The 25,246-nt window shown below is 41.7% G+C and carries 20 protein-coding genes and 1 tRNA gene; 12 read left to right on the top strand and 9 right to left on the bottom strand.

Translation table 11 applies throughout. From position 1 onward, the window contains the following. Positions 1 to 14 precede the first annotated feature (14 nt). Complete coding sequence (locus IJ00_RS00930) at positions 15 to 302, top strand: hypothetical protein (protein WP_035149118.1); 288 nt, start codon at positions 15 to 17, stop codon at positions 300 to 302. Continuing rightward, a complete protein-coding gene (modA, locus tag IJ00_RS00925; RefSeq protein WP_035149116.1) occupies positions 295 to 1,089 on the top strand; it encodes a molybdate ABC transporter substrate-binding protein in 795 nt (264 codons plus the stop codon). Before IJ00_RS00930 ends, modA begins: the two co-directional genes overlap by 8 nt. A gap of 138 nt (positions 1,090 to 1,227) precedes the next feature. On the opposite strand, the gene IJ00_RS00920 is transcribed toward modA, so the two are convergent. Continuing rightward, positions 1,228 to 1,674 carry a DUF1499 domain-containing protein gene (locus tag IJ00_RS00920; RefSeq protein WP_035149115.1) on the bottom strand — a complete coding sequence of 149 codons (447 nt, stop codon included), beginning with the start codon at positions 1,672 to 1,674 and terminating at the stop codon, positions 1,228 to 1,230. A 689-nt stretch (positions 1,675 to 2,363) separates the two neighbouring features. Here IJ00_RS00920 and IJ00_RS00915 point away from each other — a divergent pair. Further along, positions 2,364 to 3,947 carry an alkaline phosphatase gene (locus IJ00_RS00915; RefSeq protein ID WP_035149112.1) on the top strand — a complete coding sequence of 528 codons (1,584 nt, stop codon included), beginning with the start codon at positions 2,364 to 2,366 and terminating at the stop codon, positions 3,945 to 3,947. 115 nt (positions 3,948 to 4,062) lie between these two features. After that, positions 4,063 to 4,794 carry a DNA repair protein RadC gene (gene radC / locus IJ00_RS00910; RefSeq protein ID WP_035149110.1) on the top strand — a complete coding sequence of 244 codons (732 nt, stop codon included), beginning with the start codon at positions 4,063 to 4,065 and terminating at the stop codon, positions 4,792 to 4,794. A gap of 52 nt (positions 4,795 to 4,846) precedes the next feature. On the opposite strand, the gene IJ00_RS00905 is transcribed toward radC, so the two are convergent. The 3 genes from IJ00_RS00905 to IJ00_RS00895 form a co-directional block, all read right to left on the bottom strand. Then, on the bottom strand, positions 4,847 to 5,395 hold the full coding sequence (locus tag IJ00_RS00905; RefSeq protein ID WP_035149108.1) for a hypothetical protein: 549 nt from the start codon (positions 5,393 to 5,395) through the stop codon (positions 4,847 to 4,849). Positions 5,396 to 5,505: 110 nt separating this feature from the next. Continuing rightward, positions 5,506 to 6,939, bottom strand: a complete 1,434-nt coding sequence (gene gltX / locus IJ00_RS00900; RefSeq protein WP_035149106.1) for a glutamate--tRNA ligase — start codon at positions 6,937 to 6,939, stop codon at positions 5,506 to 5,508. A gap of 171 nt (positions 6,940 to 7,110) precedes the next feature. Next, positions 7,111 to 7,184: transfer RNA gene (locus IJ00_RS00895), tRNA-Asp, on the bottom strand. A 206-nt stretch (positions 7,185 to 7,390) separates the two neighbouring features. On the opposite strand from IJ00_RS00895, the gene IJ00_RS00890 reads away from it, so the two are divergent. The 3 genes from IJ00_RS00890 to IJ00_RS00880 all read left to right on the top strand — a co-directional run bounded on the left by IJ00_RS00890 (position 7,391) and on the right by IJ00_RS00880 (position 10,112). Beyond that, on the top strand, positions 7,391 to 7,960 hold the full coding sequence (locus tag IJ00_RS00890) for a photosystem I assembly protein Ycf4 (protein WP_035149104.1): 570 nt from the start codon (positions 7,391 to 7,393) through the stop codon (positions 7,958 to 7,960). A 107-nt stretch (positions 7,961 to 8,067) separates the two neighbouring features. Continuing rightward, positions 8,068 to 8,859 carry a peptidylprolyl isomerase gene (locus tag IJ00_RS00885; RefSeq protein WP_035149102.1) on the top strand — a complete coding sequence of 264 codons (792 nt, stop codon included), beginning with the start codon at positions 8,068 to 8,070 and terminating at the stop codon, positions 8,857 to 8,859. Positions 8,860 to 8,984: 125 nt separating this feature from the next. Further along, complete coding sequence (locus IJ00_RS00880; protein WP_035149100.1) at positions 8,985 to 10,112, top strand: beta-ketoacyl-ACP synthase; 1,128 nt, start codon at positions 8,985 to 8,987, stop codon at positions 10,110 to 10,112. An 89-nt stretch (positions 10,113 to 10,201) separates the two neighbouring features. Here the strand turns inward: IJ00_RS00880 and IJ00_RS00875 are convergent, their stop codons facing one another. Together IJ00_RS00875 and ppsA are read right to left on the bottom strand one after the other, a co-directional pair. Next, a complete protein-coding gene (locus IJ00_RS00875) occupies positions 10,202 to 11,662 on the bottom strand; it encodes a dolichyl-phosphate-mannose--protein mannosyltransferase (RefSeq protein WP_035149098.1) in 1,461 nt (486 codons plus the stop codon). Between the two features lie 143 nt (positions 11,663 to 11,805). Then, positions 11,806 to 14,241, bottom strand: a complete 2,436-nt coding sequence (gene ppsA, locus IJ00_RS00870; protein WP_035149096.1) for a phosphoenolpyruvate synthase — start codon at positions 14,239 to 14,241, stop codon at positions 11,806 to 11,808. 523 nt (positions 14,242 to 14,764) lie between these two features. Between ppsA and IJ00_RS00865 the strand changes: the two genes are divergently transcribed. After that, positions 14,765 to 16,003: a P2 GpE family protein gene (locus tag IJ00_RS00865; protein WP_035149093.1), complete on the top strand. Its 1,239-nt coding sequence runs from the start codon at positions 14,765 to 14,767 to the stop codon at positions 16,001 to 16,003. 340 nt (positions 16,004 to 16,343) lie between these two features. Beyond that, positions 16,344 to 17,378: a hypothetical protein gene (locus tag IJ00_RS00860; RefSeq protein WP_035149091.1), complete on the top strand. Its 1,035-nt coding sequence runs from the start codon at positions 16,344 to 16,346 to the stop codon at positions 17,376 to 17,378. Positions 17,379 to 17,571: 193 nt separating this feature from the next. Here IJ00_RS00860 and IJ00_RS00855 read toward each other — a convergent pair whose 3' ends face one another. Both IJ00_RS00855 and IJ00_RS00850 read right to left on the bottom strand, forming a co-directional pair. Further along, positions 17,572 to 18,717: an FAD-binding oxidoreductase gene (locus IJ00_RS00855; protein WP_035149090.1), complete on the bottom strand. Its 1,146-nt coding sequence runs from the start codon at positions 18,715 to 18,717 to the stop codon at positions 17,572 to 17,574. A 268-nt stretch (positions 18,718 to 18,985) separates the two neighbouring features. After that, positions 18,986 to 20,413, bottom strand: a complete 1,428-nt coding sequence (locus IJ00_RS00850) for an aspartate ammonia-lyase (RefSeq protein ID WP_035149088.1) — start codon at positions 20,411 to 20,413, stop codon at positions 18,986 to 18,988. A gap of 85 nt (positions 20,414 to 20,498) precedes the next feature. Here IJ00_RS00850 and pgsA point away from each other — a divergent pair, with 85 nt between their 5' ends. Further along, complete coding sequence (gene pgsA / locus IJ00_RS00845; protein ID WP_035158261.1) at positions 20,499 to 21,011, top strand: CDP-diacylglycerol--glycerol-3-phosphate 3-phosphatidyltransferase; 513 nt, start codon at positions 20,499 to 20,501, stop codon at positions 21,009 to 21,011. Positions 21,012 to 21,458: 447 nt separating this feature from the next. On the opposite strand, the gene IJ00_RS00840 is transcribed toward pgsA, so the two are convergent. Continuing rightward, the gene (locus IJ00_RS00840; protein WP_035149086.1) at positions 21,459 to 22,397 is read right to left on the bottom strand and encodes an NAD-dependent epimerase/dehydratase family protein; all 939 of its coding nucleotides are present in this window, start codon (positions 22,395 to 22,397) and stop codon (positions 21,459 to 21,461) included. A 242-nt stretch (positions 22,398 to 22,639) separates the two neighbouring features. Here IJ00_RS00840 and IJ00_RS00835 point away from each other — a divergent pair, with 242 nt between their 5' ends. After that, positions 22,640 to 23,803 (top strand): glycosyltransferase, encoded by a 1,164-nt coding sequence (locus IJ00_RS00835; protein WP_035149083.1) that lies wholly within the window; start codon positions 22,640 to 22,642, stop codon positions 23,801 to 23,803. Between the two features lie 82 nt (positions 23,804 to 23,885). After that, the gene (locus IJ00_RS00830) at positions 23,886 to 24,713 is read left to right on the top strand and encodes a sugar transferase (RefSeq protein ID WP_035149081.1); all 828 of its coding nucleotides are present in this window, start codon (positions 23,886 to 23,888) and stop codon (positions 24,711 to 24,713) included. The last annotated feature ends 533 nt before the right edge of the window (positions 24,714 to 25,246 follow it).

Below are 25,246 nucleotides of genomic sequence, written 5' to 3'. Positions count from 1 at the left end.
AGATAAATCAATTTTTGGCAATTTTTGGCAATTTTTGGTCGGCTATTTCTACCAACTTAACTGGTAACAGTCTATCGAAAAGTTATGAAATAGAAAAGTGCTTGTCAGGAATTTTTGATATTCGTGTCGAAATAAAACCTGATTTTATCGGCTTTCTGGCTGAGATTATTGGAATTTCGCCTCTGTGGCGATCGCAATATTCCCGGCAAAGCAATACCAATATAGCTGGTAAGTTACCGATTTTATTGGTATATTACCAATTATCAGTTCTCCCATCCCTTCCTGTCTGGTTTTATGTATAGAAGAAAGCTGCTGGCTTTTATTTCCATGGCGATCGCCAGCTTATTATTAGCGGTTGCTTTACCCTTCGTCAGTTTTACTCCTGTAGCTGCTCAATCGAATACAACTTTATTGGTATCAGCAGCAGCGAGTTTAAAGGATGTTCTCGAAGAAATTAAACCGATTTACCAACAAACTCAGAAAAATATCAAGATTAACTTCAATTTTGGATCTTCCGGCGCTTTACTCCAACAAATTCAGCAGGGAGCACCTGTAGATATTTTCATTTCTGCGGCGAAAAAACAGATGGATACCCTAGAACAAACAGGGCAGTTAATTGCCGCAACCCGCAGTAATATAGCTAAAAATCGTTTGGTTTTAGTTGTACCCCAAAAAGTTGTCGGTGTGACTAGTTTATATAACCTCAAAGATAGTAAAATCAAGAAAATTGCTATTGGTGAACCCAGAACCGTACCTGCCGGACAATACGCAGAGCAAGTATTAAAAAAATTACGAATTTATGAGCAGGTAAAATCCAAATTTGTCTATGCAAATAATGTCCGCCAAGTTCTAGCCATGGTGGGAAGTGGCAATGCTGATGCCGGTTTGGTTTATACCACCGACGCGAAAATTTCCCGAAATGTCAAGGTAGTAGTCGCTGCTGATGAAAAATATCATTCACCAATTGTTTATCCCATAGCTGTTTTGAAGAAGAGTAAAAATGTAGAAGTAGCTAGAAATTTTGCTCAGTATTTGACTAGTGAACCAGCTCAGGCAGTATTACGGAAATATGGATTTTTAATGCCTTAATATCGTAATATTTGTAAATCAAGCCTTAGCATTTTGTGATAAATGCGGGTATGGCAATTTCTGATTTTTGAAGAGTTAACAGATACCCGAATTTTTGCAAACAATCGGGTATCTAGACTCATGATATAAATTGGGAAATTAAATATTCAAATCGCCCAGAGCTAGACGAATTTGTTCTAAACGTCTGCGATTCACACCTAAATCAGAATCTCCTAGACGAGATGCCGATCGCATATGGATAACATTTTCATCCTTGGGAAAATAAAATTCCACGTCATCGACAAAACGAAAAATACGACTTTTAGATAAAGCGTGGATGTAATCATCTGTCTGTTCGACAACCTGGGTACGGGGAACAACTGCCAGAACTTTCAGTAAGGTTTCCCGTACCTTGTCTCGCTCTAAATGGTAGGGAATTGGTTCAATACTGTGTTTCGCATCAGCATTTTGACTCACAACACAGTTAGGAGAAGAGGGACAGTCTGCAAGGTGACTGTTATTTACTCCTAAAGCCCAACTAGGTGCAGTAAATATGACAGTCAGAGTTAGGAATATTCCTAGGGCGATCGCCAACAAACGAGACATAATAACTTACTCCTCGATAACACAGATGATTCGGGGATTACTATACTATATTTATGGTGTCATACTTCACGTATGGCGATCGCCTTCATTAATGAGCTACATAGGCGAAATCAATGGAAATTCGCAAAAAAAAGGGAAAAATAGGAGTTACTATCTTTTTATAACTTGATAAGCTACATCATATTTTTATCACCAAATATAATTAAAGATTAACTCTATCTTGGCGAAAATTTAAGCTCTCAATGATAACTTGCAAATCAGACAGAGTAAGAGTTAATCTCTCTGAAGCAACAGGAATAATTTGAGAAAAGTATCATGTTTTTTAACTAGAGAAATACTTAATTTTTTCTAGTATAGAACATGAGTTTAAGTGTTTAACCGAGATTTTTCAGAATAATCTGGTTAGTACTGTGTGGCGATGATAGCAATTGTTAAAATTTGACAGAAAGAAAGTAAGTATCTGGGAAAAACTGATTTTTCTCGATGTTTGCCAGGTGGAAAAGATGAAAAATATCGAAATTCCTTTCCCTTGTCCCTGATTGTAAACATAGTAAAAATCTATGTTGTTAATTCAGTCAAGTTAACACAGATTTGAGGGGCAAAAATCTGATCTGTCACATCCAACATAATATTACCTGTGGTGCTTCTGAGATTTACTCCTCTGCCTTCATATTAGCCAGGGGATTTACATGGAAAACTTAGAACGATTTTTACACAGTCAGATCAAGCGACGTCATCTGTTGATTGGTGCAGGAGCATTTACAGGTTTATTAGCTACTCAATTTTCCCATCAACGGGCGATCGCCAACATCAAATACTCCAACTATCCCTTTACCCTCGGTGTCGCTTCTGGAGAACCTGACGCTAGCAGTGTAGTCATTTGGACTCGTCTTGCGCCCGATCCCTTGAATGGTGGTGGGATGCCACCTTACAATGTGCGAGTCCGTTGGGAAGTCGCCACTGACCCCTACATGAGACGGATTGTTGCCAAAGGCACAGAATACGCCCTGCCAGAATTAGCCCATTCCCTGAGGGTGATTGTCAATGGCTTAAACCCAGATACGGTTTACTGGTATCGCTTTATCGCTGGTAATGAAGCTAGTCCCGTAGGTCGAACTCGTACTGCTCCCATGGTAAACGCCATCTTGAATAAGTTTACCTTTGCTCTTGTTTCCTGCCAGCATTATGAACAAGGTTACTACACTGCTTACAAATACGCAGCCCAAGATGACCTCAATTTAATTGTCCATGTGGGAGACTATATCTATGAAGGGGGGATTACCACCGACCCCACACGACCCAGAAGACACAATAGTTCCGAAATTCTCACCCTGACGGATTACCGCAATCGCCACGCTCTCTACAAAACTGATACCAATTTACAAGCTGCCCATGCTGCTTGTCCTTGGATTGTGACCTGGGATGACCATGAGGTTGAGAACAACTACGCCAATAGTATATCGGAAATAGATACAGAGCCAGACCAAGACCCAATTATCTTTTTACAACGACGGGCGATCGCCTACCAAGCATACTACGAACATATGCCCCTGCGCCCATTCTCACGACCAGTGGGAGCAGATATGCAACTTTTCCGAAGACTGTCCTTTGGGAATTTAGCCACATTTCATGTCCTAGACACCCGCCAGTATCGCACAGACCAGCCCTGCGGCGATGGTACAAAAGAACGTTGTCCAGAGAACTTAAACCCAAACGCAACTATTACCGGTCAACGTCAAGAAAATTGGTTATTTCGAGGTTTAAAACGCTCACAAACTAAGTGGAATATCCTCGCACAACAAGTTCCCATTGCCCAAAGAGATATGAAACCTGGTGAAGGTGGAACCTATAGTATGGATAAATGGGATGGCTATTTGGCATCTCGTGAACGCTTAATTGGTTTTCTGGAAAAACAGAAACCATCAAATCCCATTAGTTTAGCCGGTGATGTTCACAACAACTGGGCAATGGATCTCAAATCTGACTTTGATAAACCAGAGTCAGCAATAGTCGGTAGTGAGTTTGTTTGTACTTCCATTAGTTCTGGTGGAGATGGAACAGATACGAACCCAACGGTTGAAGCTTATTTACCAGATAACCCCCACATCAAGTTTTTTAATAATCAACGGGGATATGTACGCTGTACCCTGACTCCCCAACTTTGGCAATCGGATTATTTAGTTGTATCAGGTGTGACTACACCCAATGGAACCGTTAGTAAACGAGCATCCTACGTTGTAGAAAGCGAAAATCCTGGTATTAAACAAGCTTAATTCGCAAAGGGCAAGAATCTTAAAGATTTTGTCAAATCAGCTGTAGTTTAGCGATGACAGGGGGGATAAATAGAGATAGGTACATCTATCATCCCTATCCCTCCATCTATACCCTATGACCTACAGCTTAAGAATTGCGGATATGCCCGAAACCGAGCGTCCCCGTGAGCGTTTACTAACCCATGGTCCCAAAGCTTTATCAGACGCGGAGTTAATTGCAATTCTTCTAGGTACGGGACAAGGTGCTGGTAAGCTATCTGCTGTTGGCTTAGGACAATACATTTTACGAGAATTGGGCAGGTGCGATCGCAATGCCATGGCAGTATTACGTGATATCAATGCCGCAGAATTAATGCAAATTCATGGGATAAAAGCCGCAAAAGCCGCAACAATTATCGCCGCAGTGGAACTGGGTAAACGAGCTTTTCAATCTGTACCCCAGGAACGCACACCCATAGATAGTCCCGCAGCTGCGGCAGCTGCCCTGAGTCGATATTTAATGTGGGAAAATCAAGAACACTTCGCAGTTTTGTTACTGGATGTGAAAAATCGCCTCCTCGGAACCCAAGTTATTACCATTGGTACGGCAACCGAAACCCTCGCACCCCCCAGGGAGATATTTCGAGAAGTCATCAAACAAGGAGCAACCAGGGTAATTGTTGCCCACAACCACCCCTCTGGAAACCTCGAACCCAGTGATGAAGATATCGAACTTACCCGTCAGTTATTAGCTGGAGCCAGATTTCTTGGTATTCCTCTCCTTGACCATCTGATTTTAGGTTATGGAAATCACCAGAGTATCAGGGAAGTTACTACCCTATGGAGCGAGTATCCCCAGGGAGATTAGGGAAGTATTTAACCCCAAACACCCTGTTTCTGCTGGGACAACTCTATCAAATCTATTTTTCGCCTGTAATCCGTAAGGTATAGGGTACGTACTTATTCTTATCATCAGTACCTATCCAAACTTGATATTTTCCTGGCAACCATTCACCAGCAATTCCAGGATTTTTGCCTTCTAAATCATCATTACACCATTCACCACCGGGACCACGAATAATTAAAGCGGTATCCTCTGGACTTTCAACTTGGACTTTTAAGTAGTCAATTTTGCTGCCTAAATTGATTGTATGGTCTGGCTTACTATCATAAAATCCGCTACAAGCGCCTGTGGGCGAGTCACTTCTACCCGCAATATCTTTTCCTTGGGTAGAACCACCACTCATTCCTCGCACTTCCAGGGGGTCAGGGGAGAGTTTGCGGTTAATTGTCACATCTCCAAATAATGGTGGTGGTGTTTCAGCCTGGGCAATTGTATAGGTATTTGAGGTGTTCGCCCCTTGGGCGGGTTGGAAACCTATTACCCCTTGGATGGGCTGTAAGCCTATTGCCACTGATATCACCACGCAAGATATTTGAATACCTTTATATAAACTTTTCATTGACATTTTAATTACATAGTTCCCTCAGTATTTTAAATGACATTTATTTTACTGATAAAGTTCCCGTATGCGGTTAGGAGGCAGGGAGTTAAGTTCTTCCCTTTCTCCCTTACCCCTTAACTCTTCGCCTTCTCTAAACGTACTTTATCTAAACCAATTTCATGCAGTAGCAACCAAGATTGAATTAAGTCGGGACCATGGACTTCGCCAGTCAGAGCTGCGCGTAAGCTACGCATTACCAAACCCTTCTTGACATTCTGTTGTTTGACAACTTGCTTAATTATCTCTTGGGCATTGTCTGCACTCAAAGTTTGACTACCTAAGGCGGTGAGAATGGCTTCCAAGGTGGCGGAAACTCCTTCTTGTTGCAGTTGTGTCACAGCTTCTGCACCCATTTCTAAGAAATCAGTGAAAAATAGCTGACCCATTTCCACCGCATCCAGTAAACGAGTCATACTTGGTTGAATCAGACTGACTAATTGCTCCAACCAAGGACGCTCACGACCATCAGTAAATTTATACCCTGCTTCTTCCCAGTAAGGAATTACCAAGTCTGTTAATTTATCTACGGGCATAGCGTGGATATACTGACTATTTAGCCAATCTAGCTTTGCCCAATCGAACTTGGCACCAGCTTTATTGACACGCTCAAAACCAAATTTTGTGGCAGCATCAGCGAGGGTAAAAATTTCCTGGGTAGAATCTGGGGGAGACCAACCGAGGAGAGTCATATAATTTACCAAAGCTTCGGCAGTAAAACCCATTTTCTGGAAGTCTGAAATGGATGTGACCCCATCCCGTTTAGAAAGTTTCCGCCCTTCCATATTCAGGATGAGGGGGGTATGGGCAAATTCTGGAACCTTGGCAGCAAAAGCTTCATACAAGAGAATTTGCTTGGCTGTATTGGCGATATGGTCTTCACCGCGAATCACATGGGTAATTTGCATATCCATGTCATCAATTACCACAGCAAAATTGTAGAGGGGTTGACCAATACCATCGGCTGTCGCACGGGCAATTACCATGTCTCCACCCAAGTCGCTACCCTGCCAACTCATGGGACCGCGCACGAGGTCGTTCCAAGTAATTTCACGGTCATCCGGGATTTGGAAGCGAATCACAAAACTACGTCCCTCAGCTTGAAAAGCAGCTTCCTGTTCCGGTGTGAGGTGACGGTGACGGTTGTCGTAGCGGGGGGCTTCGTTTTTGGCTTTTTGCGCTTCCCGCATGGCTTCCAACTCCTCGGAGGTGGTGTAGCAACGGTAGGCTAGTCCTTGTTCCAGGAGTTTTTGTACAGCTTGTTTATACAAGTCCAAGCGCTGGGTTTGGAAGAAGGGACCTTCATCCCAATTCAAGCCTAACCAGCGTAGCCCTGCTGTGATATTTTCCGTATACTCAGGGCGCGATCGCTCTAGGTCTGTATCTTCTACCCGTAGGATAAATTGTCCATCATGATGACGGGCAAATAACCAGTTAAATACAGCAGTTCTTGCTGTCCCAATATGTAGGTTCCCAGTGGGACTGGGAGCAATTCGCACTCTAACAGTCACAGGAGATTCTCTCTCTATAAATTTGCTAACAAGTTATGAAGTATGGGTGCGGATAAAATAGTATTTTCCCATTTACCCATCCAAGAAAGTTTCCTAGTTGAGGAACTCACCTGAAAATCCATAGTACTATCTATGGAACGTCTTGGAGGTTTTGTAAATTGAGTAAATTAACGGGACTGACGGGGCTCGAACCCGCAACTTCCGCCGTGACAGGGCGGTGCTCTAACCAATTGAACTACAGTCCCTTGGGTCGTTTGCAATTTGCAACTTTCTTATTATGCCGAAGTAATTCGGAAATGTCAACCATCTAGAAAGAATTTTTTTGGGAAAGTCCAAATCATGGCGATCGCTTCTACTTAATGCCTTGGGCGTATCGTTCCTGTGAGACTTGCAATCACACCCTTGATAATGGCAGACTTTTTTAGGGAAAACTCAAAGTTAAAACAATTCCATGACCGCAGCAACTAGCATTAGTCAAAGCGACAAAGTTTTACATCAAAAGGTTGTCGGTTCCCGTCGATTCAGTAACTTCTGGTGGGCAACTATAGTTTCTTTAGGTGCTACTGGCTTTTTACTGGCGGGATTATCCAGTTATTTAAAAGTCAATTTAGTACTTGTCACCGACCCTAGTCAACTGATTTTTGTCCCCCAGGGGCTGGTAATGTGTCTCTACGGCGGTGCAGGTATGTTACTAGCTTTGTATTTGTGGCTAGTCATCCTGTTAGATGTGGGCGGAGGTTACAACGAGTTTAATCGAGAAACTAGTTTTGTGAAGATATTTCGCTGGGGATACCCTGGAAAAAATCGTCAAATTGAAATTAGTTGCCGCACCCAAGACGTACAATCTATCCAAGTTGATATTAAAGAAGGTTTAAATCCCCGACGGGCGCTGTATTTGCGCGTCAAAGGGCGACGAGACATTCCCTTGACAAGGGTTGGGCAACCCATATCCCTGACAGATTTGGAGGTACAAGGGGCTGAATTAGCTAGGTTTCTAGGGGTTCCCTTAGAAGGTTTGTAGCCCATTGGAGATGGGAATTTTGAACTAGTAACGGTTCAATATTGGAAATCTTCAGGCGAAAATCCCGTTCAGGGTTTAAGATACTTTGGTTGTATCTTTAACTGACAATGCGTTTAAAAATTTATCGATTTTTATCTGCACTATTGATTGTCGGTGTATTGGCAGTAGGTGGGTGCGCGACGACAAATAAAGCGACAAGTAACACCACTACTCCTAGTACACCTGTTGCAAATGAAACAACGACTAGCACAACTACAGAGGCAGTTTCTGTATCTCAAACTATCAGCGAGAGTATCCCAGGTATGAGTAATTTACCCAAGTTAGAAGGTAAAGCAACTGTGGTAATGACTGTCAAAGGTTCACCCATTACCATTGAAGTAGACGGCACAAATGCTCCTGTAACAGCTGGGAATTTTGTCGATTTGGTGCAAAAAGGGGTATATGACGGTTTAGCTTTCCATCGAGTTATCCGTGAACCTCAGCCTTTTGTGGCTCAGGGTGGCGATCCTCAAAGTAAGGATCCAAAATTCCCGGAAAGTCGTTTGGGTAGTGGCAGCTATATTGATGCTAAAACTGGGAATGCTCGTTATGTTCCTTTAGAAATTAAGCCGGAAGGAGCAGATGCACCCATTTATGGCAAAACATTGGAATCTGCTGGGGTGAAGAAAGCTCCTGTGTTACGTCATAAGACTGGTGCTGTGGCTATGGCGCGATCGCAGATGCCAGATTCAGCTTCTGCTCAATTTTACTTTGCTTTAACTGACTTAGATTTCCTTGATGGTAACTATGCTGTATTCGGCTATGTGAAAGAGGGAATGGATGTGGTAAACAAAATTCAGCAGGGCGATCGCATTGATTCCGCGAAAGTCACCCAAGGGGCGGAAAATTTGAAAAATTAGTTTAGGTAATAGGGAATGGAATATATTTCCCTTCCCTTCACTCTTGAGTAGAGAGTAAGGAGTAGTGAGTAGTAAGTAAGGAGTAAGAAGTTATGAGTTATGAGTTATGAGCTTCCTCTTCTAACTTGAATCGCGTTTTTATCACTGGTATTGGTTTAGTTTCTGCCTTGGGTAACTCCTTGGGTACAAGTTGGCAAAATTTAATTGCCAATCAGTCTGGTATTCAATTACATCAACCTTTCGCGGAATTGGGAAAACTTCCCTTGGGGTTGATTGCTAACCAACCTGTTGAGTTGTCGGATTTGACTCAGCTGGTTGTTGATTTAGCTCTGCAAGATGCTAATATCTTGACAAGTTTAGAAAAATGTGCAGTTGTTGTGGGTTCCAGTCGTAGTCACCAGGGAGTCTGGGAAAGGATGCTGCGAGGGGAAGAGAATTTAGATAGGTGGTTAGAAACCTTACCTCATATGAATGCGATCGCCGTTGCACGCAGGGTGGGAACGACAGGAATTGTTTTAGCACCGATGGCAGCTTGCTCTACGGGGATTTGGGCAATTTCCCAAGCTGCGATGTTGATTCAAACTGGGCAATGTCAAAGGGCGATCGCGGGAGCGGTGGAAGCGGCAATTACTCCCCTAACTATCAATGGATTCCGTCAAATGGGTGCATTGGCAAAAACGGGTGCTTATCCCTTTGATGTCAGACGGGAGGGTTTAGTTTTGGGTGAAGGTGGGGCAATCTTTGTTTTAGAGTCAGCAGAGTTAGCTTACCAGCGTCAAGCTCAGATTTACGGGGAAATTCTTGGTTTTGGTTTGACTGCTGATGGTTATCATCCTAATGCACCGAATCCTAGTGGAAAAAGCGCGATCGCGGCAATTCAACAGTGTTTACAGCGTAGTCGATTACAGGCTAGTGATATTAATTACATTCATGCCCATGGTACAGGTACTGAAATTAATGATGCCACTGAGAGCTTGATTATACGGAATATGTTTTCTCAACAGGTGGCTGTGAGTTCTACGAAGGGAGCTACAGGACATACGATTGGGGCTTCTGGAGCTTTAGGTGTGGCGTTTTCCCTGATGGCTTTACGGGAGCAAATATTACCACCCTGTGTCGGTTTGCAAAATCCTGAATATGATTTGAATTTTGTCAGACGGGCAGAATTAAGTAAAATTAACTATGCTTTGTGTCTGAGTTTTGGCTTCGGGGGGCAGAATGGGGCGATCGCTCTGGGGAAAATTGAGTTTTAATATGAAATAATTCAGCGATAGGGTTTATGGAGGAATCTCCCATCTGAAGTGACAAAGGATAGCTATCAAAATAGACTAGGTTAAATTATCTAAATCCACGATTTAAACCACATTCTCAGCTGATAATCTTGAGAGAGTAAAGGTAAACCCAGGTAGATGGGGAGCCAAAAAATCAAACCGGCGATAATGATAAAAGTGACGGTGACACCGAGGATTCGCAGGTATTTGTAATAACTCCGCAGACACTGCTCAACAAACCAGGCGATCGCCATAAAGACAAAGGGCAAAGCTGTCATATAGTGATAGATAAATAGACAGCGTGAAACTTTTACCCAGGGGAGTAAATTGGCTGCATAGTTAATCACTAAATATAATGCAATCCAAGTATCCCTGGTGAATTGCGCTGGCAAGCGGATGGTTTTTCTTTGCAGGATATAATTAGTTGATTGCCATATCAGCATTCCACATAAAAAGAGTAATATCGCAATCCCAAACCACCAAAGGAAAGGATTACCCATAGCATGAACATCATAAATAACTTTACCGTAGCCACTGGGTAAGGTAGGTCCGGTAACTGGTAGTGGATCGGTGATTTTTTGGGTGGTTTGATAGTAATATGCCATGGGGCGAATCATCAAAATCCACTTATACCAATCTGCACAGTAGGGGTGAATTTTAGAACTATTACCTCCTAGACGTTCATGGAAGCCTAAAATTTGCTTATGGACTTCAATAAAATCATATCTTTTGTCTAGTTGTAGGTGAGGAATCCAAATCAAACTGTAGATAATGAGGGGGATAATTCCTAAATATAAGGCTAACTGGAAAATATTAATTCTGCTGAACTTACTCAGGGGATAATTCTCCCCATTTTTCTCGGATTGCTGACTTAAAATGCGCTGCAACCAAGCGATTACCCACAAACTATAGGTTCCTAATAAAAACCATAAGCCATTCCATTTTGTGGCTAGGGATGCGCCAAAGGCAACACCAGCTAAAATTAGATATATTTGACGCTGTTTTTGCTGACTACCTAAAGCGAGTAAAAGTAAAAACTGCCCTAATAAACCAAATATCACAATGTAAATATTAATTAAGGCATAGCGAGATTCGACAATAAATATGCCATCACAAGCAGTAAAAAAGCCAGCGAGCAAGGAAAAACCGTAACTATAACTTAACTGATAGGCAATTCCAGCGACGAGCACCGGGATAAAAGAGCCAAATAGAGCATTAACCCAACGATAACCCCATGGCGATCGCACTGCACCACTCAAACCATTAACTAAGTCTGGGTAGAAAGATAGGTTATAAGCATCACTCCAGTCTTTGACTCTATCACTTAACCAAATTCCCCCGGCAATAATTAATTTCCCCAGGGGTGGATGACCATCAAAAAAGGGCACATGGGTGAGATAATTATGACCAAACTTGGCATAATAAACCTCGTCAAAGACAAGGGTATTAAACCTATCTAGTCCCCAGAAACGTAGGGCAAGGGAGATAATAAATATACCTAGTATACCCAGCCAAAACAATTTTTTAGTCATTGGTAATTGCAAGTCATGCGTCAAGCAGTTATCAGTTAACAGTGATTGATGAGAAAAATAACTTCTTTATGTTCCCTGTTTCCTGACTCCATAGTCAATAGTTGTTAGAGATAAATCCATTGACTATAGAAGACTCTTAACTATCAACTATTTTCAACCTTTGCCACTTCTAGGATTGTCTTCAAAACTGAGTCTGGATTCAAGCTCATAGAGTCAATTCCAACTTCCACTAAAAACTGAGCAAACTCTGGATAGTCACTAGGTGCTTGCCCACAAATACCAATTTTACGATGACATTTTTTGGCTGCATCAATTGCCATTTTTACCATACGTTTGACACCAGTACTGCGCTCATCAAATAACCCCGCAACTAAGGCAGAATCTCGATCTAATCCCAGGGTTAACTGAGTTAAATCATTGGAACCAATGGAAAAACCATCAAAGATAGCAGCAAATTCCTCTGCCATAATCACGTTATTTGGCAACTCACACATCACATACACTTGTAAACCATTCACACCTTGTTGTAAATGATTTTTTGCCATTTCTGCTAATACTAACTTCCCCTCATCCGGAGTCCGACAAAAGGGAATCATCGGGATTACATTCACCAAACCCATATCATCCCGTACCCGTTTCAGAGCTTGACATTCTAAAGCAAAAGCTTCCCGATATCCTGGATCATAGTAGCGAGAAGCCCCTCTCCACCCTAACATGGGATTTTCTTCCTGGGGTTCAAATTGTCTACCTCCCAGTAAATTGGCATACTCATTACTCTTGAAATCTGACATCCTGACAATCACAGGTTTCGGATAAAATGCGGCAGCAATTCTGGCGATTCCCTGGGCTAATTTATCAACAAAATACTGGGGTTTATCCACATACAAAGCTGTAATTTCAGCAATCTTCGCTTTAGCATATTCATCCTCTAGTTCGGCAAATTTTAATAATGCCATGGGATGAGTTTGAATGTGGTTAGCAATAATAAATTCTGTCCTCGCTAATCCCACCCCATCGTTAGGAATTGCTGATAAACTAAAAGCTTCCTGGGGATTCCCAACATTCATTAAAATTTGGGTGCGAGTGCGTGGTAAATTTTCTAAATGTGCTTCTTGAACTTCAAAAGGTAATAAACCTGCATACACCCTACCCTCATCACCTTCCGCACAGGAAACTGTGATTTCTTGTCCTGTTTTTAAAATACTAGTAGCATTGCCACAACCAACAATTGCTGGTACTCCTAATTCCCTAGCAATAATTGCCGAGTGACAGGTTCTCCCTCCCTGGTTAGTAATAATTGCTTGCGCTTGTTTCATAATTGGTTCCCAGTCGGGATCGGTTCTTTCCGTAATTAGAATTTCTCCAGCTTGAAATTGTTCAATTTGGTTGACATCAAGGATTACCCGCGCTTTCCCTTGACTAATAGCTTCACCAATTGCTCTACCAATTACTAGGGGAGTATGATTTAACTGTCCTTGCAAACGATAATTTTTTAATAGGTTTTGCTGCTTTTGCGACTGTACGGTTTCCGGACGTGCTTGCACCACAAATAACTCATGAGTTATACCATCTTTTGCCCATTCAATATCCATAGGTGTCTGATTTCCATGGATTTGGGAATAATGTTCTTCAATTAAACAAGCCCATTTTGCTAATTGGATAATATCTGCATCATCCAGGGCAAATTGATTACGTAATTCGGGATTAACACTAATATTCTTGGTAAATTTTGAGCCGTCATCATAGACCATTTTAATTTCTTTACTGCCCAATTTTTTATCAATAATTGAGTTAAATCCTGCCTTTAATGTGGGTTTAAAAACGTAATATTCATCGGGGTTGACAGCACCTTGTACCACATTCTCCCCTAAACCGTAGGCAGCTGTAATTAATGCTGCATCGGGAAAACCGGTTTCTGTTTCGATGGTAAACATTACCCCCGATGTTGCTAAGTCGGAACGCACCATTTTTTGCACACCGACAGCCAGAGCAACGCTAAAATGGTCAAAACCCTTGGTTTGGCGATAGGAAATAGCTCTATCTGTGAATAGGGAAGCAAAGCAACGATGACAGGCTGCAAGGACACTGGCAATTCCTGTAACATTGAGATAGGTTTCCTGTTGCCCAGCAAAACTTGCATCGGGTAAATCTTCCGCAGTTGCACTGGAGCGCACCGCAACATCGACATCTGGGTAGTAAATATCACTCAACCTTTGATATGCGCTGGTAATTGCTTCCCGAAGTGGTTGGGGAAAAGGTGTATGCATCAGTAGCGATCGCGCTTTTTTTCCCCTTTCCCGTAAATCTTTGACATCATTTGTATCCAAATCTGCAAATAATTCTCGTAACTGTGCTTCCAAACCTGCTGACTGGATAAAATAACGATAAGCATAAGCTGTTGTCGCAAAACCCATCGGTACATTCACACCTTGGGGTACTAATTGCTGAATCATTTCTCCCAGGGAAGCATTTTTTCCACCTACCAAGGGAATATCCCCAATACCTACCTCCTCAAACCAGAGAACTAAGGATTCACCTTGAGACAGCAAAAATAGAGCTTCTTTTGAGACTTTAGTCATCAGTAATAACTCCTATGGTAGGTACTCTGGTCATCGGAATATTCAGTGTGTCAATAAAAATACTAATTTAGTTGTCAGCGCCTTGGTTAATTCTTAGGAAAAATTAATTCTTTCTGGGTTGAGAATGGACTTAATTATTTTGCCTGTGGGGTGACACCAATCTTACTAATTGCCTCGATAAAGTCAAAATTTAATGTTTAAAGTTTTGCAAACATTTATAAATTCAGTGTAAAAATCTGGAATTGATATTCCTGCTGTTGAGGATATAGTTATACTCAGCTATCACAGCAATCTTAAGGGATGGGGAAAACCGGATTTTAAAATTTTCGTTTATCTAGAAAATTGCTAGATATTCCAGAGGATTTATTAATTTTTATCAAGTTTTCTGTTCTATCCTATTAGATAGCTTTGATGTATGATTATCTACAAAGTTTCCCTCAGATAAATAAGTTGATGCCCGGTTTTCAGAACCGGGTTTTTCTTGGGAATAATCTTGACATAATATTCAGGTATTTAAATAACTATGTCTTCCGAAAACTATCTTCCCCTCTTTCCTAGTAAGCGTACAGCATTTATTATTATCCATGGTGTCGGAGAACAGTCTCCCTATGAAACTATTGATTTTTTTGCCCGTAATTTTCTCAAATATTTTGAGAATAGCAAAATCAAAATTCAATTGGAACACTTAATTACTCCCAGAAAGCGCTATGATGGTAGTCAATATCTAGAAAATTTTGTCAGAATTAGTCAGGAACATAATCAAGATGAATCCCTGATAGATATTCATGAGTATTATTGGGCAGCTAACACAGAAAATAAGATTTCTGTTCCGGAAGTTTTAAATTGGGCAGAGAAAACTCTCCAAGGGACAATAGAATTTTATAATCGTCCAGAGAATAAGCCACTTTTAGAAAAACTTTTAAGAGATAAAAAGTGGCAAAGCCTATTTAGATTTCGCTTGCGGTGGGTGACAATTTTACTCAGATTATTTAATATTTTCTATCCCATATTACGTCTTGTCACCTGGGCAATTCTTTATTTATTAAATCCTTTTTTGAGTGGTAGTTTCTTGCAACCAGCTCGAGAACTAAGTAAAAAAATAGTGACGCCATTTTTGGTTAATCTGGTAGGAGATGTTGCTATTTATACAACGACAGATGTTAAGTCTGAATATCAAAGTATTCGACAAAGTATTCTTGTAGAATCTGCAAATTTTGTACAAGAAATTCTTCAAGATAATCTAGCCAATTATGACCAAGTAATTTTAGTCGGTCACTCCTTAGGTAGTTGTATTGCCTATGATACATTAAATGATTTAATTGTGACATCTAGCCTCGATGCTGACAAAATATCACAAAAATCTCTCCAAAAAATTACAGGTTTAATTACTTTTGGCTCACCTTTAGATAAAATGGCATTTTTCTTTAGGGAGATGGTACCTCAAGACCAATTTATTCGCCAAAGAATTTTAAGAAATTTACAGACTTTCCGTGTCAAGCAACAAATCGAGGGAGAAAATTTATCATGGATGAAAAATCCAGTTTTAATAGATTTACCCCAGGTAAAGTGGGTAAATTACTATCATTTGCAAGACCCAATTAGTGGTAATTTAGACTATTATGAAAACTTAAAGAATATCCGGATGGAATACTCGGCAAAATGGGGACAACAAGCGCATATTGGCTATTGGAGTCATCCCAGCTTCTATGAAAGTATAGTCCAAGCTTTTTTTAGTCAAGAGTTGGATAAATCGCAACAGTAGACAGCAATCATAAATATATAGAATAAATTCATATTTTGCCCTGAGGAAATTCTCTGTTAAATTTTCCGAGTCAAGGAGTAGTGGAATGGGGATAGCTCCCTGTGATTCCCTGATGTAGTCAAATCCTTGTGTAGTTGGGGAATCAACCCTGGTTGAGAAATGGGGAAGGGTAGAAACTTGATTTCCCTGGGATGTAGGTAATTGTCGAAATTTCCTGGGAATTAGGTAGAGGTTAAAGGATTTTTATATATTTTCTTCTTCCCCTTACCCAACTTCTGCGAGAATTATCTACTAGCTTGGTAAACCATGGATACCTAGTTTTAACTAGAGGAATACGGTTATGGGTAAATATGACCAGATTTTTCACTCAGATGAGGTTTTAGAAGAAGATTTAACACCACAGGAAGCTATCACCGCGATCGCAGTTGTTACCGCAGCTGCTGATACTTCCCTCGACACTGTGGATGTAGAGCTAATTTCTGATATTATCTGGGGTTTTGAAATATTTACAGAATACTCTGACGAAGAATTATTAGAAATTATTGATAGAATGATACTTTTGGCGGAGGAAGAAAATTTAGCAACATTATTTAATACTGCCAATGAATGTATTGGGGATGATTTGGTTTTGGATGGTTTTGCTGCGGGTGTGAGTGTCTTGGTGGATGAAAATGAAATGCGTATCCCCCAGGAAAAAATGCCTCTGGTAAAAGCACTACAAACCGCTTTAGATATTGATGATGAAGAAGCAAAGGTAGTAATTGATGATGTGATTAATGCTTTTTTAGAGGCAGAAAATGAGGATGAAACCCTGACTGCGGAAAATTTGAGCTTAGATGTTTACGAGTCTCCTTTAGAAAATTTTACAATTCCTGTGCCTGTGAATCTGCGAGAGGGGGCAAAAATGCAAGCACAGGAAGGGAAACTGAGCTTTTCCGATGATTTTGGCACATTTTTACGTATTGATTATTATCCCCTACCTGCAACACAGATAGAAGAGATTGAGGCTATTGGTGAAGAAGAGTATCTTCGTTCTATTGTTTTAAACAAATATATTCCCCAGGCGATCGCCGCGAATATTGCAGATACCAGTGTGGAATACACAGAATATCTCAAGGAACCCTTAGCGGGAGCTTACTTTACAGTTGTGAATATGCCAGAAGGTTCGACGATTTGCCGTACTGGGAATAATGGTACAATTGCCAGGTTAGATGCCTATCGGGGAATTATCGCTTTTATTAAAGTTAATTTTCTTTATATCATCAGCAGTCAGCGCTGCTTTTTTGATGGTGAAACTCCTGAGGATATTCAAACAGAAGCGAATAACATTAAAGATAAAATTTTTGAATTTATCGATACGATTGAGTTTACCTAGTTGGGGGAGACAAAGGGTGAAAGGTAAAAGCTTGCCGGGTTTTCTTGGTGCTGATGCTTTTCCCTCTTCTGTCTTTGATATTATGTCTGTATAATTGCGATACAACTTGTGTATGCAGAAATCGGAAAATTCTCTTTCCCCCTGCTCCCAACAATAATTATTCAACCAGATATGATATAACACTTCCCAGGATTTACCTTAGGGGTGAGAGTTGGGAAATAATATCATCTTGCTTACCCGTCACCCAATGGGCAAAACGCTGTGCTAGGGGTGGTACAAAAACTAGGGGATTACTGAAACCAGAGAATATATAGATACTTGGTTGTTCTGGAATATTACCAATTAAGGGTAGGCGATCGCCACTAAAAGCAACCAAACAATGATGCCAAGTTGTTGCTAGTTGGGCGAGGGATGGCAGAATGTTGGCAACACTTTTCATCAGCCATTCCGCACTGGCATTGGTATCAATTTGAGCATGGGTATGGGAGGATACGCGGCTAATTTGTCCAATGCGTAGACTATTATTTAAGAACTGTACTGCACCAACATCAATAATAGGGTTAATTATAGAATCATCGGTGGCATTCCAAAAATTTTCTAACATACTTGATTCCGCTTCTAGTTGGTAGCGTGTCAAATTTGCTGGCATAACTAAGGTACTTAAGCGGATATCTACAGGGGGAGTTTGCAGAATTTCTGCATGGGTAAAGTACAAATTTAGAGAGATTCCAGATGCTTGGAGTAATTGCCGACTTAATCCTCCTGCGCAGATAGCAATATTTGCACTGGAGTATGATTCTGCAACAGTTTCCACCCTTTGAGATGATAATTTGACAACTTGGGAAAAGTCCATTTCTCCACCTTGGCGGAGAAACCCTTGAATATATGCTTTAGCGGTTTTTTCTGGGTGAATATGTCCATGTTTTACAGTTAAAGCGCCAGCAAGGGAAGCAGGGTTTAATAAGGGTTCGAGAGCAACTGCTGCTTCTATAGTTAATAACTGGGGAGGGGTGGCAAAATGGGAATAGGTGGTTGCTACAACTTCTGGGTTATGACCACAGGGAATAGTTAATAATAAATCCAATTCCCGTAATTCGATATCTGCTCCTAATTCTTCACCTAATACTTGATACCGTGCTTTACCCTCTGTGCAGAGTTGACAAGTCAGGGGAGTATTGCCAGACCAAAAAGCCAATCCCCCGTAACTATAATGGGTAGCATTCTGTAAATTTGTGTCCTGTTCTAGGAGTAAAACACTAAATTTTTGCTTGACTAATTCGTAAGCTAGTGCAGCACCCGTAATTCCGGCACCAATGACAATCCAATCGTAGATTTTCATGGGAGTTGATACAATTCTCTTTCTGCAAATGGCTCTCGTGCTTCTGAAAAGAACATACTTTCATTGGACATAGATGCTTGCATATGTCTGAATTTACCCCTGGCTGGGAATTAGGTTGCCAGTCTTTCCTATGGAGATGACTGGAAATAGTTTGTCAATTTCCTTCATCACAAAGTATACCCTAATTTTTCCAGAAGCCGCATCGAAAACAGGAATCGCAAAAAATAAAGAAGGAAGAGATGGTTATACTTTCTTCCTCCTTAGGAACTTAATCCGATTTGCCGTCTGAGTATGATAGAGGTGTAATCAGGCTCATTTGTTCCAGGTTCAGAACTTGATTGAGTTCTATTTCAGTCATTAAGCCTTTTTCTAGTACTATCTGTCGCAGGGATTTACCTGTTTCTAGGGATTCCTTGGCAACAGCAGCAGCGTTGAGATAACCGATGTGGGTATTTAAAGCTGTCACCAGAGCTAAACTACCTTCTGCGTATGTCAGACATCTTTCTTGATTAGCTGTGATACCTGTGATGCAACGTTCTGAGAGGGCAGAAATTGTCTTACCCAAAATTTCGATACTGTGAATCAAATTATAGGCAATTAGGGGCATCATCACATTTAATTCTAACTGTCCTGCCTGTGCTGCAAGGGCGATCGCGCTGTCGTAACCCATCACCTGAAAGCACACCATGGATGTCATCTCTGCCATCACTGGGTTGTATTTCCCTGGCATAATAGAGGAGCCTGGTTGTACTGGTGGCAGTTGAATTTCCTTAAAACCAGTTTTAGGACCTGAATCCATTAACCGCAAGTCATGGGAGATTTTAGCCAAATCTTGAGCCAAATTCCGCAATGCTCCAGAAACGTTGACAAAGGGAGCCATACTTTGCATTGCTGCCATCAGGTGGGTTGCAGGTTCTAGGGGACAGTTTAGTAACTCTGCTAATTTTTCTACCACACGGGCGCGATATTGGGGATGGGTGTTTAACCCTGTACCCGTGGCGCTACCCCCTAAACCCAGTACCATCAAATCCCCGGAAGCTGTATAGATGCGGTTTTGATGCTCGCTGAGAATGTGGGCAAAAGCCCGAAAGGTTTCCCCTAAGCGGATGGGTACGGCATCTTGGAGGTGAGTTCTACCAGATTTGATGATAGTTTGAAATTCCTCAGCTTTGGCTTCCAGGGCAGAAATAGCTGTTTCCAGAGCGGGGTGGAGGGTATGGGTGAGGGCGAGTAAACCACCGATACGAATGGCTGTGGGGATAACATCGTTGGTAGACTGACCATAATTGACATGATCATTGGGATTAACCCGCTTGTAATTGCCCTTCACGTCACCCAGAATTTCTAAGGCACGATTTGCCAGAACCTCGTTAACATTCATGTGGTGGGATGTTCCTGCACCCGCTTGGTAAACATCCACGACAAACTGTTCACGCAGCTTACCTGCGAGAATTTCATCTGCTGCTTGGGCGATCGCCTGACTGATATCTGCGGGAATACAATCTAACTCGCCATTCACAATCGCTGTCGCTTTTTTAATTAACAGACAGGCATCTACGTAAGTATCTAGGGGCTTAATCCCACTAATGGGGAAGTTTTCCGTAGCTCTTAGGGTTTGAATCCCGTAATAAACATGACTAGGGATTTGGCGATCGCCCATGGAATCGCGTTCAATGCGGAATGCAGAGTCAGACATAGGAGTGGGAAAATCAAGATTTCCAGGATAATAACCTTAGCAAACATATCAGATATTGATGATTCCCCCATCACCCCAAATTTCTATGACTATTCCCAATTGGATTTCCTTTTCCCGACTTTTAGGTATACCCTTTATCCTGTACGGTTTACAGAATCCCACAGAATCAAGTAGATGGGTATGTGTGGCAATTTTTCTAGTTGCTTCTTTAACTGACTGGTTAGATGGTTATCTAGCCCGCAAACTCAATCAAGTCAGTGAGTTGGGCAAATTTCTTGACCCCTTGGTAGATAAATTATTGGTACTAGCGCCCCTACTTTCCCTGATTGAGCTAGGAAAAATCCCAGCCTGGGGAGTATTTATTATCCTCGGGAGAGAATTGGCGATCGCGGGTTGGCGGGTAAATCAAAGCACAATATCCGGGGCAAATATTTGGGGCAAACTCAAAACCGTCAGTCAAATCGTGGCGATCGCCCTGTTAATTGCTCCCCTCCCTGCAACATGGCACCTAGCTACAATTGTTGCTTTCTGGGTAGCAGTGGCTTTCACAGTGGTATCTGGGGTGATATATCTCATCCCATCAGGGGAAAATGTTTGAACCTGGGATTCTAGTACACTGTCAAGGCAACTTTTCTGAGTCGATAGTGACAAGAAAAAGCTCTTTCCTCCCTATCCCCCGTGTCTCCCTTGTCTCCCCTGTCCCTTATCCACCCAGCATTTTTGGGTTGGTGGACTACTAGTACACTGTCAAGGTTAATTTGAGGGATATTTCCCCCTTGTCCCCCTTGTCCCCCTTGTCCCCCTTGTCCCCCTCGTCCCCCAATTCAAATTTGACAGACTACTAGGGGAGTTAACTAACTTTGGGGGTTTAAGTCCCCGTCACAAAACCGAATTACGTTAGCGTTAGCTCTCCCGCAGGGAGCATTACGAATTACGTTAGCGAAGCTCCTCTGAAAGAGGCATTACGAATTGTTTTAACAGATACCCGAAATTTGGAAAAAGTCAGGTATCTCATGCTCACAGGGGAAAGCTGGGATTGTCAAAGCTAACTCACAGCTTGGAGAATTTCCTCATCCACGGAAAAGTCTATTTCCTGCTGATCTCTGCCAGAGGGTAAATAGTCATTGTGGAAGGAGTCTTGTAAACCAGAGACTAAATCATATTTCGGTTGCCAACTTAGTTCTGTCATGGCTTTGTGGATATCGGCAAAGAAGTGTTGTACCCGCATAGGGAAAGCTTTGCGCTTACCGAAATCAAACTTTTTCGGGTCGTAATGTACAATTTTCACATCCTCCGGGGATTTACCGACGGCAGCAGCACAGGCACGGGCTAAACCATCGAAGGTGATATACTTTTCACCCGACACATTATAAATTTGCCCGATAGCTCTGGTATTCCCCAATACTTGGCACATTGCCTGCGCCAGGTCTTGAACATGTCCAAATTGGGTAAAATGGGCACCATTACCGGGAATTGGCACGGGGCGATCGCGGACAATCCGGTCAAAAAACCAAGCTTCTAAATCATTATAATTCTGGGGTCCATAGATATAAGTCGGACGAATGGCAGTGAAAGGAACTCCTGATGCTTGTAAAAAAGCCTCCGTTTCAAATTTACCCTTGTGACGACTTTTGGGATCTACAGCATCCCCTTCCTTGTGGGGCATTTGGTCAGATTTGAGGTAAACCCCCGCCGAACTCATATAGACAAAATGCTGGACAGAACTCTGGAAGATTTCCGCCAGGGGTTGGCTATCACCCAGTTCTCGCCCATTATTATCAAAAATAGCATCAAATTTTTCCGTAGCTAAAGTAGCTTTGAGTTGGGCAGCATCAGTGCGATCGCCAATAATTTGCCCCACCCCTGCCACAGGTAGAGAACGATTGCCCCGATTAAACAGTACAACATCATGTCCCGCAGCCACTAATAGCTTAGTTAAATAAACGCCGATAAAGCGTGTACCACCCATGACCAAAATTCGCATAAATCCCCCCGTTTTGATGTAAAAATTACTGTTTCGAGATGGGAGACTAGGAAATACATCTGTTTTCCTGCTGCCATTACTCCTAACCCATTCCGAGATTATCAGAGTCAGGGTCTCTATCGGAACTCAATTATGGGAATCACGTCTTTGTATGGAATATGGGTGAATTCTCATGATTTAATAACAACGGGAAACTTTCATATAGTTAATCTCGCAATTACACATATTTATTAAAAGTAACAGTGTCTGGGAAATATGCTTTGGTACATGAGTGGCTAACACCGAAAGCTACCGGCGGTTCAGAACTAGTTGTCCGCGAAATTCTGAATCATGTCGATGCTGATTTATATGCCCTGATTGATTTTGAATCCACAAATCCAGACAGTTATTTATACCAGCGTCCCATTGGCACAACTTTCCTGCAACACTTTCCTGGGGCAAGAAATGGTGTGCAAAAATATTTACCCTTAATGCCTTTGGCAGTTGAACAATTGGATTTGCGACAATATGACGTGATTTTATCCTCATCCCACGCTGTTGCGAAAGGAGTGATAACTACTCCCAATCAGGTTCATATTTGCTACTGCCATAGTCCCATGCGTTATGCCTGGGAATTAACCTTTGATTATTTACGCTACAGTCAGCTAGGTCGTGGTGTGCCAGGATGGGCAACACGTTACCTATTGCATCAGCTACGGCAATGGGACGTGATCAGTGCCAATCGTGTAGATTATTTCATTGCGAATTCTGAGTATACCGCCAGACGCATCTGGCGTTGTTATCGTCGCCCAGCCCAGGTAATCTATCCACCAGTACAAATTGCGGATTTCCCCTTTTCTTCCCAAAAAGAAGATTTCTACTTGACTGTTTCCCGGTTAGTCAGTTACAAGCAAGTATCTTTAATTGTCCGAGCTTTTAACCAACTTCAAAAACCCTTAGTAATTATTGGTACAGGAGACGAAATGCAGCAAATCCGCAAAATGGCGAAATCAAATATCAAAATACTGGGATGGCAACCAGATGATGTGGTAAAAAAATATATGGCTAATGCTAAGGGTTTTGTCTATGCTGCCCGTGAAGACTTTGGGATTGCTCTAGTTGAAGCTCAGGCTTGTGGGACTCCAGTCATTGCCTATGGGGATGGTGGTGCATCGGAAACAGTGCGCGATATTCGGACTTGGGGCAGTACTGGTACAGGTATTCTCTTTGCGGAACAAACGGAGGCAGCATTAATGGCAGCGATTCAAACCTGGGAAAAATGTCAAGGGCAATTTGTGCCAGAGTATGGGCGATCGCACGCGATGCAATTTTCGCCTCAAGCTTTTGCCCAACGCTATCTAGATTTTGTCGATATTTGTAGAGAAAAAAAGACAAAATCTTGGGATATTAAGGCTGAATTTTGCTAGCTTTTGGATAATTATCCCCAGAAGCACTGCCTTTTGGGATTAAGATTGGGACTATGTGTGGTGTGGATTATTAAGGAGTATGATGACTGCCCAGAGCTCACTCCTCTCCGGCAAGCGATCGCGGAGTGCGTCTCGTAGGAGACGACATTTAGAAACTAGTACCTCCGTCTCGGAAGTCAGGGTACAACCGACTGAGAGTGGTATACCTGATCTCGAAGGTTCCCGTACTCTCTTTACAGGTAAACAGCGATCGCCAAAAACCAAACCCAGAGGTTCATCCTTCGAGGGTATTAACGGAGAGTTTGCCAAACGTCTATTTGATATTGTGTTTTCACTAGTTGTGCTGGTTTTGTTTTCCCCAGTCTATTTAGTTTTGGCGTTCTTAATTGCTTTGAGTTCAGAAGGTCCAATTTTTTACGTCCAAGAAAGAGTGGGAAAAAACTATAAACCCTTCAATTGCATCAAATTTCGCACCATGGTGAGCAATGCAGATGAAGTCCTTTCACAAATGATGGAAACATCGCCCCATCTGCGACGAGAATTTGAGTTAACTTTTAAACTCAAACAAGACCCACGCATCACTCGCATCGGTAAATTTTTACGCATTACCAGTCTGGATGAATTTCCTCAGTTCTGGAATGTTTTGAAAGGGGATATGAGCGTTGTTGGTCCTCGTCCCCTAGTTGCGGAAGAATTACCCAAATATGGCTATCATATCGACCAAATTCTCACTATTCGCCCTGGAATTACGGGACTGTGGCAAGTATCCGGTCGCAATGATATACCCTATCCTCGCAGAGTGCAAATTGACCTCCATTACGCTAAATTTAGGAACTTCTGGCTGGATTTGTGGATTGTCTTCAAGACAATTCGCGTTGTGATTGTACCTAAGGACAACGGAGCTTACTGAAAATTTTTATTAGTAAAAAGTCATAGATATTAAGCTCATTTTGAAAGCTTTTTACTCACTATTTAGCACTCGGTCATTGCAGTACTGAGTGCTAGTTTTTGTCTGCCATCGGATATTTATTCTGATAATTTACAACTATATATCTTCAAGGCTATTGAAAAGTATGAACGATTAATTATAGAAAATAGCTGCTATTAAATCTGTACTAAAATTACTTATCCGGACACTTTACAAAGAATTTATGAAAGTTGAATCAATATAAATTAACTGTAAAGATTAACAATATGAGGGGGTTAATAACAACATAAATATTGATAATTTACCTATGAGTAAAATCTCTAAAACACATCTCCAGTCAAATTGAAAGCTGAATCTAATTCAAAATTGATAGTTTTTGACAGAGCTACAAGTCAAAAAATCACTGTCAGGGTAAATACTGAGAAATTTGAGCTAAGATGCGAAAGATACTCGTAAGTTTCCTATTGATAAATTAGGTAAATCATTGTTAGGTTATACCAGGTTGCTTGTATCTA

Origin of the sequence: Calothrix sp. 336/3, from assembly GCF_000734895.2 — a bacterium.
GTDB lineage: Bacteria > Cyanobacteriota > Cyanobacteriia > Cyanobacteriales > Nostocaceae > 336-3.
The sequence above is the reverse complement of the archived record's forward strand: the minus strand, read 5'-3'. Positions and strand labels throughout refer to the sequence as shown.

Excerpts from the sequence above, each read along its gene's own strand:
- IJ00_RS00885 (WP_035149102.1), top strand. The coding sequence starts at position 8,068 with ATGCGTTTAAAAATTTATCGATTTTTATCTGCACTATTGATTGTCGGT.
- IJ00_RS00840 (WP_035149086.1), bottom strand. The coding sequence starts at position 22,397 with ATGCGAATTTTGGTCATGGGTGGTACACGCTTTATCGGCGTTTATTTA.
- IJ00_RS00890 (WP_035149104.1), top strand. The coding sequence starts at position 7,391 with ATGACCGCAGCAACTAGCATTAGTCAAAGCGACAAAGTTTTACATCAA.
- IJ00_RS00855 (WP_035149090.1), bottom strand. The coding sequence starts at position 18,717 with ATGAAAATCTACGATTGGATTGTCATTGGTGCCGGAATTACGGGTGCT.
- IJ00_RS00860 (WP_035149091.1), top strand. The coding sequence starts at position 16,344 with ATGGGTAAATATGACCAGATTTTTCACTCAGATGAGGTTTTAGAAGAA.
- IJ00_RS00920 (WP_035149115.1), bottom strand. The coding sequence starts at position 1,674 with ATGTCTCGTTTGTTGGCGATCGCCCTAGGAATATTCCTAACTCTGACT.
- IJ00_RS00905 (WP_035149108.1), bottom strand. The coding sequence starts at position 5,395 with ATGTCAATGAAAAGTTTATATAAAGGTATTCAAATATCTTGCGTGGTG.
- IJ00_RS00875 (WP_035149098.1), bottom strand. The coding sequence starts at position 11,662 with ATGACTAAAAAATTGTTTTGGCTGGGTATACTAGGTATATTTATTATC.
- modA (WP_035149116.1), top strand. The coding sequence starts at position 295 with ATGTATAGAAGAAAGCTGCTGGCTTTTATTTCCATGGCGATCGCCAGC.
- radC (WP_035149110.1), top strand. The coding sequence starts at position 4,063 with ATGACCTACAGCTTAAGAATTGCGGATATGCCCGAAACCGAGCGTCCC.
- IJ00_RS00865 (WP_035149093.1), top strand. The coding sequence starts at position 14,765 with ATGTCTTCCGAAAACTATCTTCCCCTCTTTCCTAGTAAGCGTACAGCA.
- IJ00_RS00830 (WP_035149081.1), top strand. The coding sequence starts at position 23,886 with ATGACTGCCCAGAGCTCACTCCTCTCCGGCAAGCGATCGCGGAGTGCG.
- IJ00_RS00850 (WP_035149088.1), bottom strand. The coding sequence starts at position 20,413 with ATGTCTGACTCTGCATTCCGCATTGAACGCGATTCCATGGGCGATCGC.
- IJ00_RS00915 (WP_035149112.1), top strand. The coding sequence starts at position 2,364 with ATGGAAAACTTAGAACGATTTTTACACAGTCAGATCAAGCGACGTCAT.
- ppsA (WP_035149096.1), bottom strand. The coding sequence starts at position 14,241 with ATGACTAAAGTCTCAAAAGAAGCTCTATTTTTGCTGTCTCAAGGTGAA.
- pgsA (WP_035158261.1), top strand. The coding sequence starts at position 20,499 with ATGACTATTCCCAATTGGATTTCCTTTTCCCGACTTTTAGGTATACCC.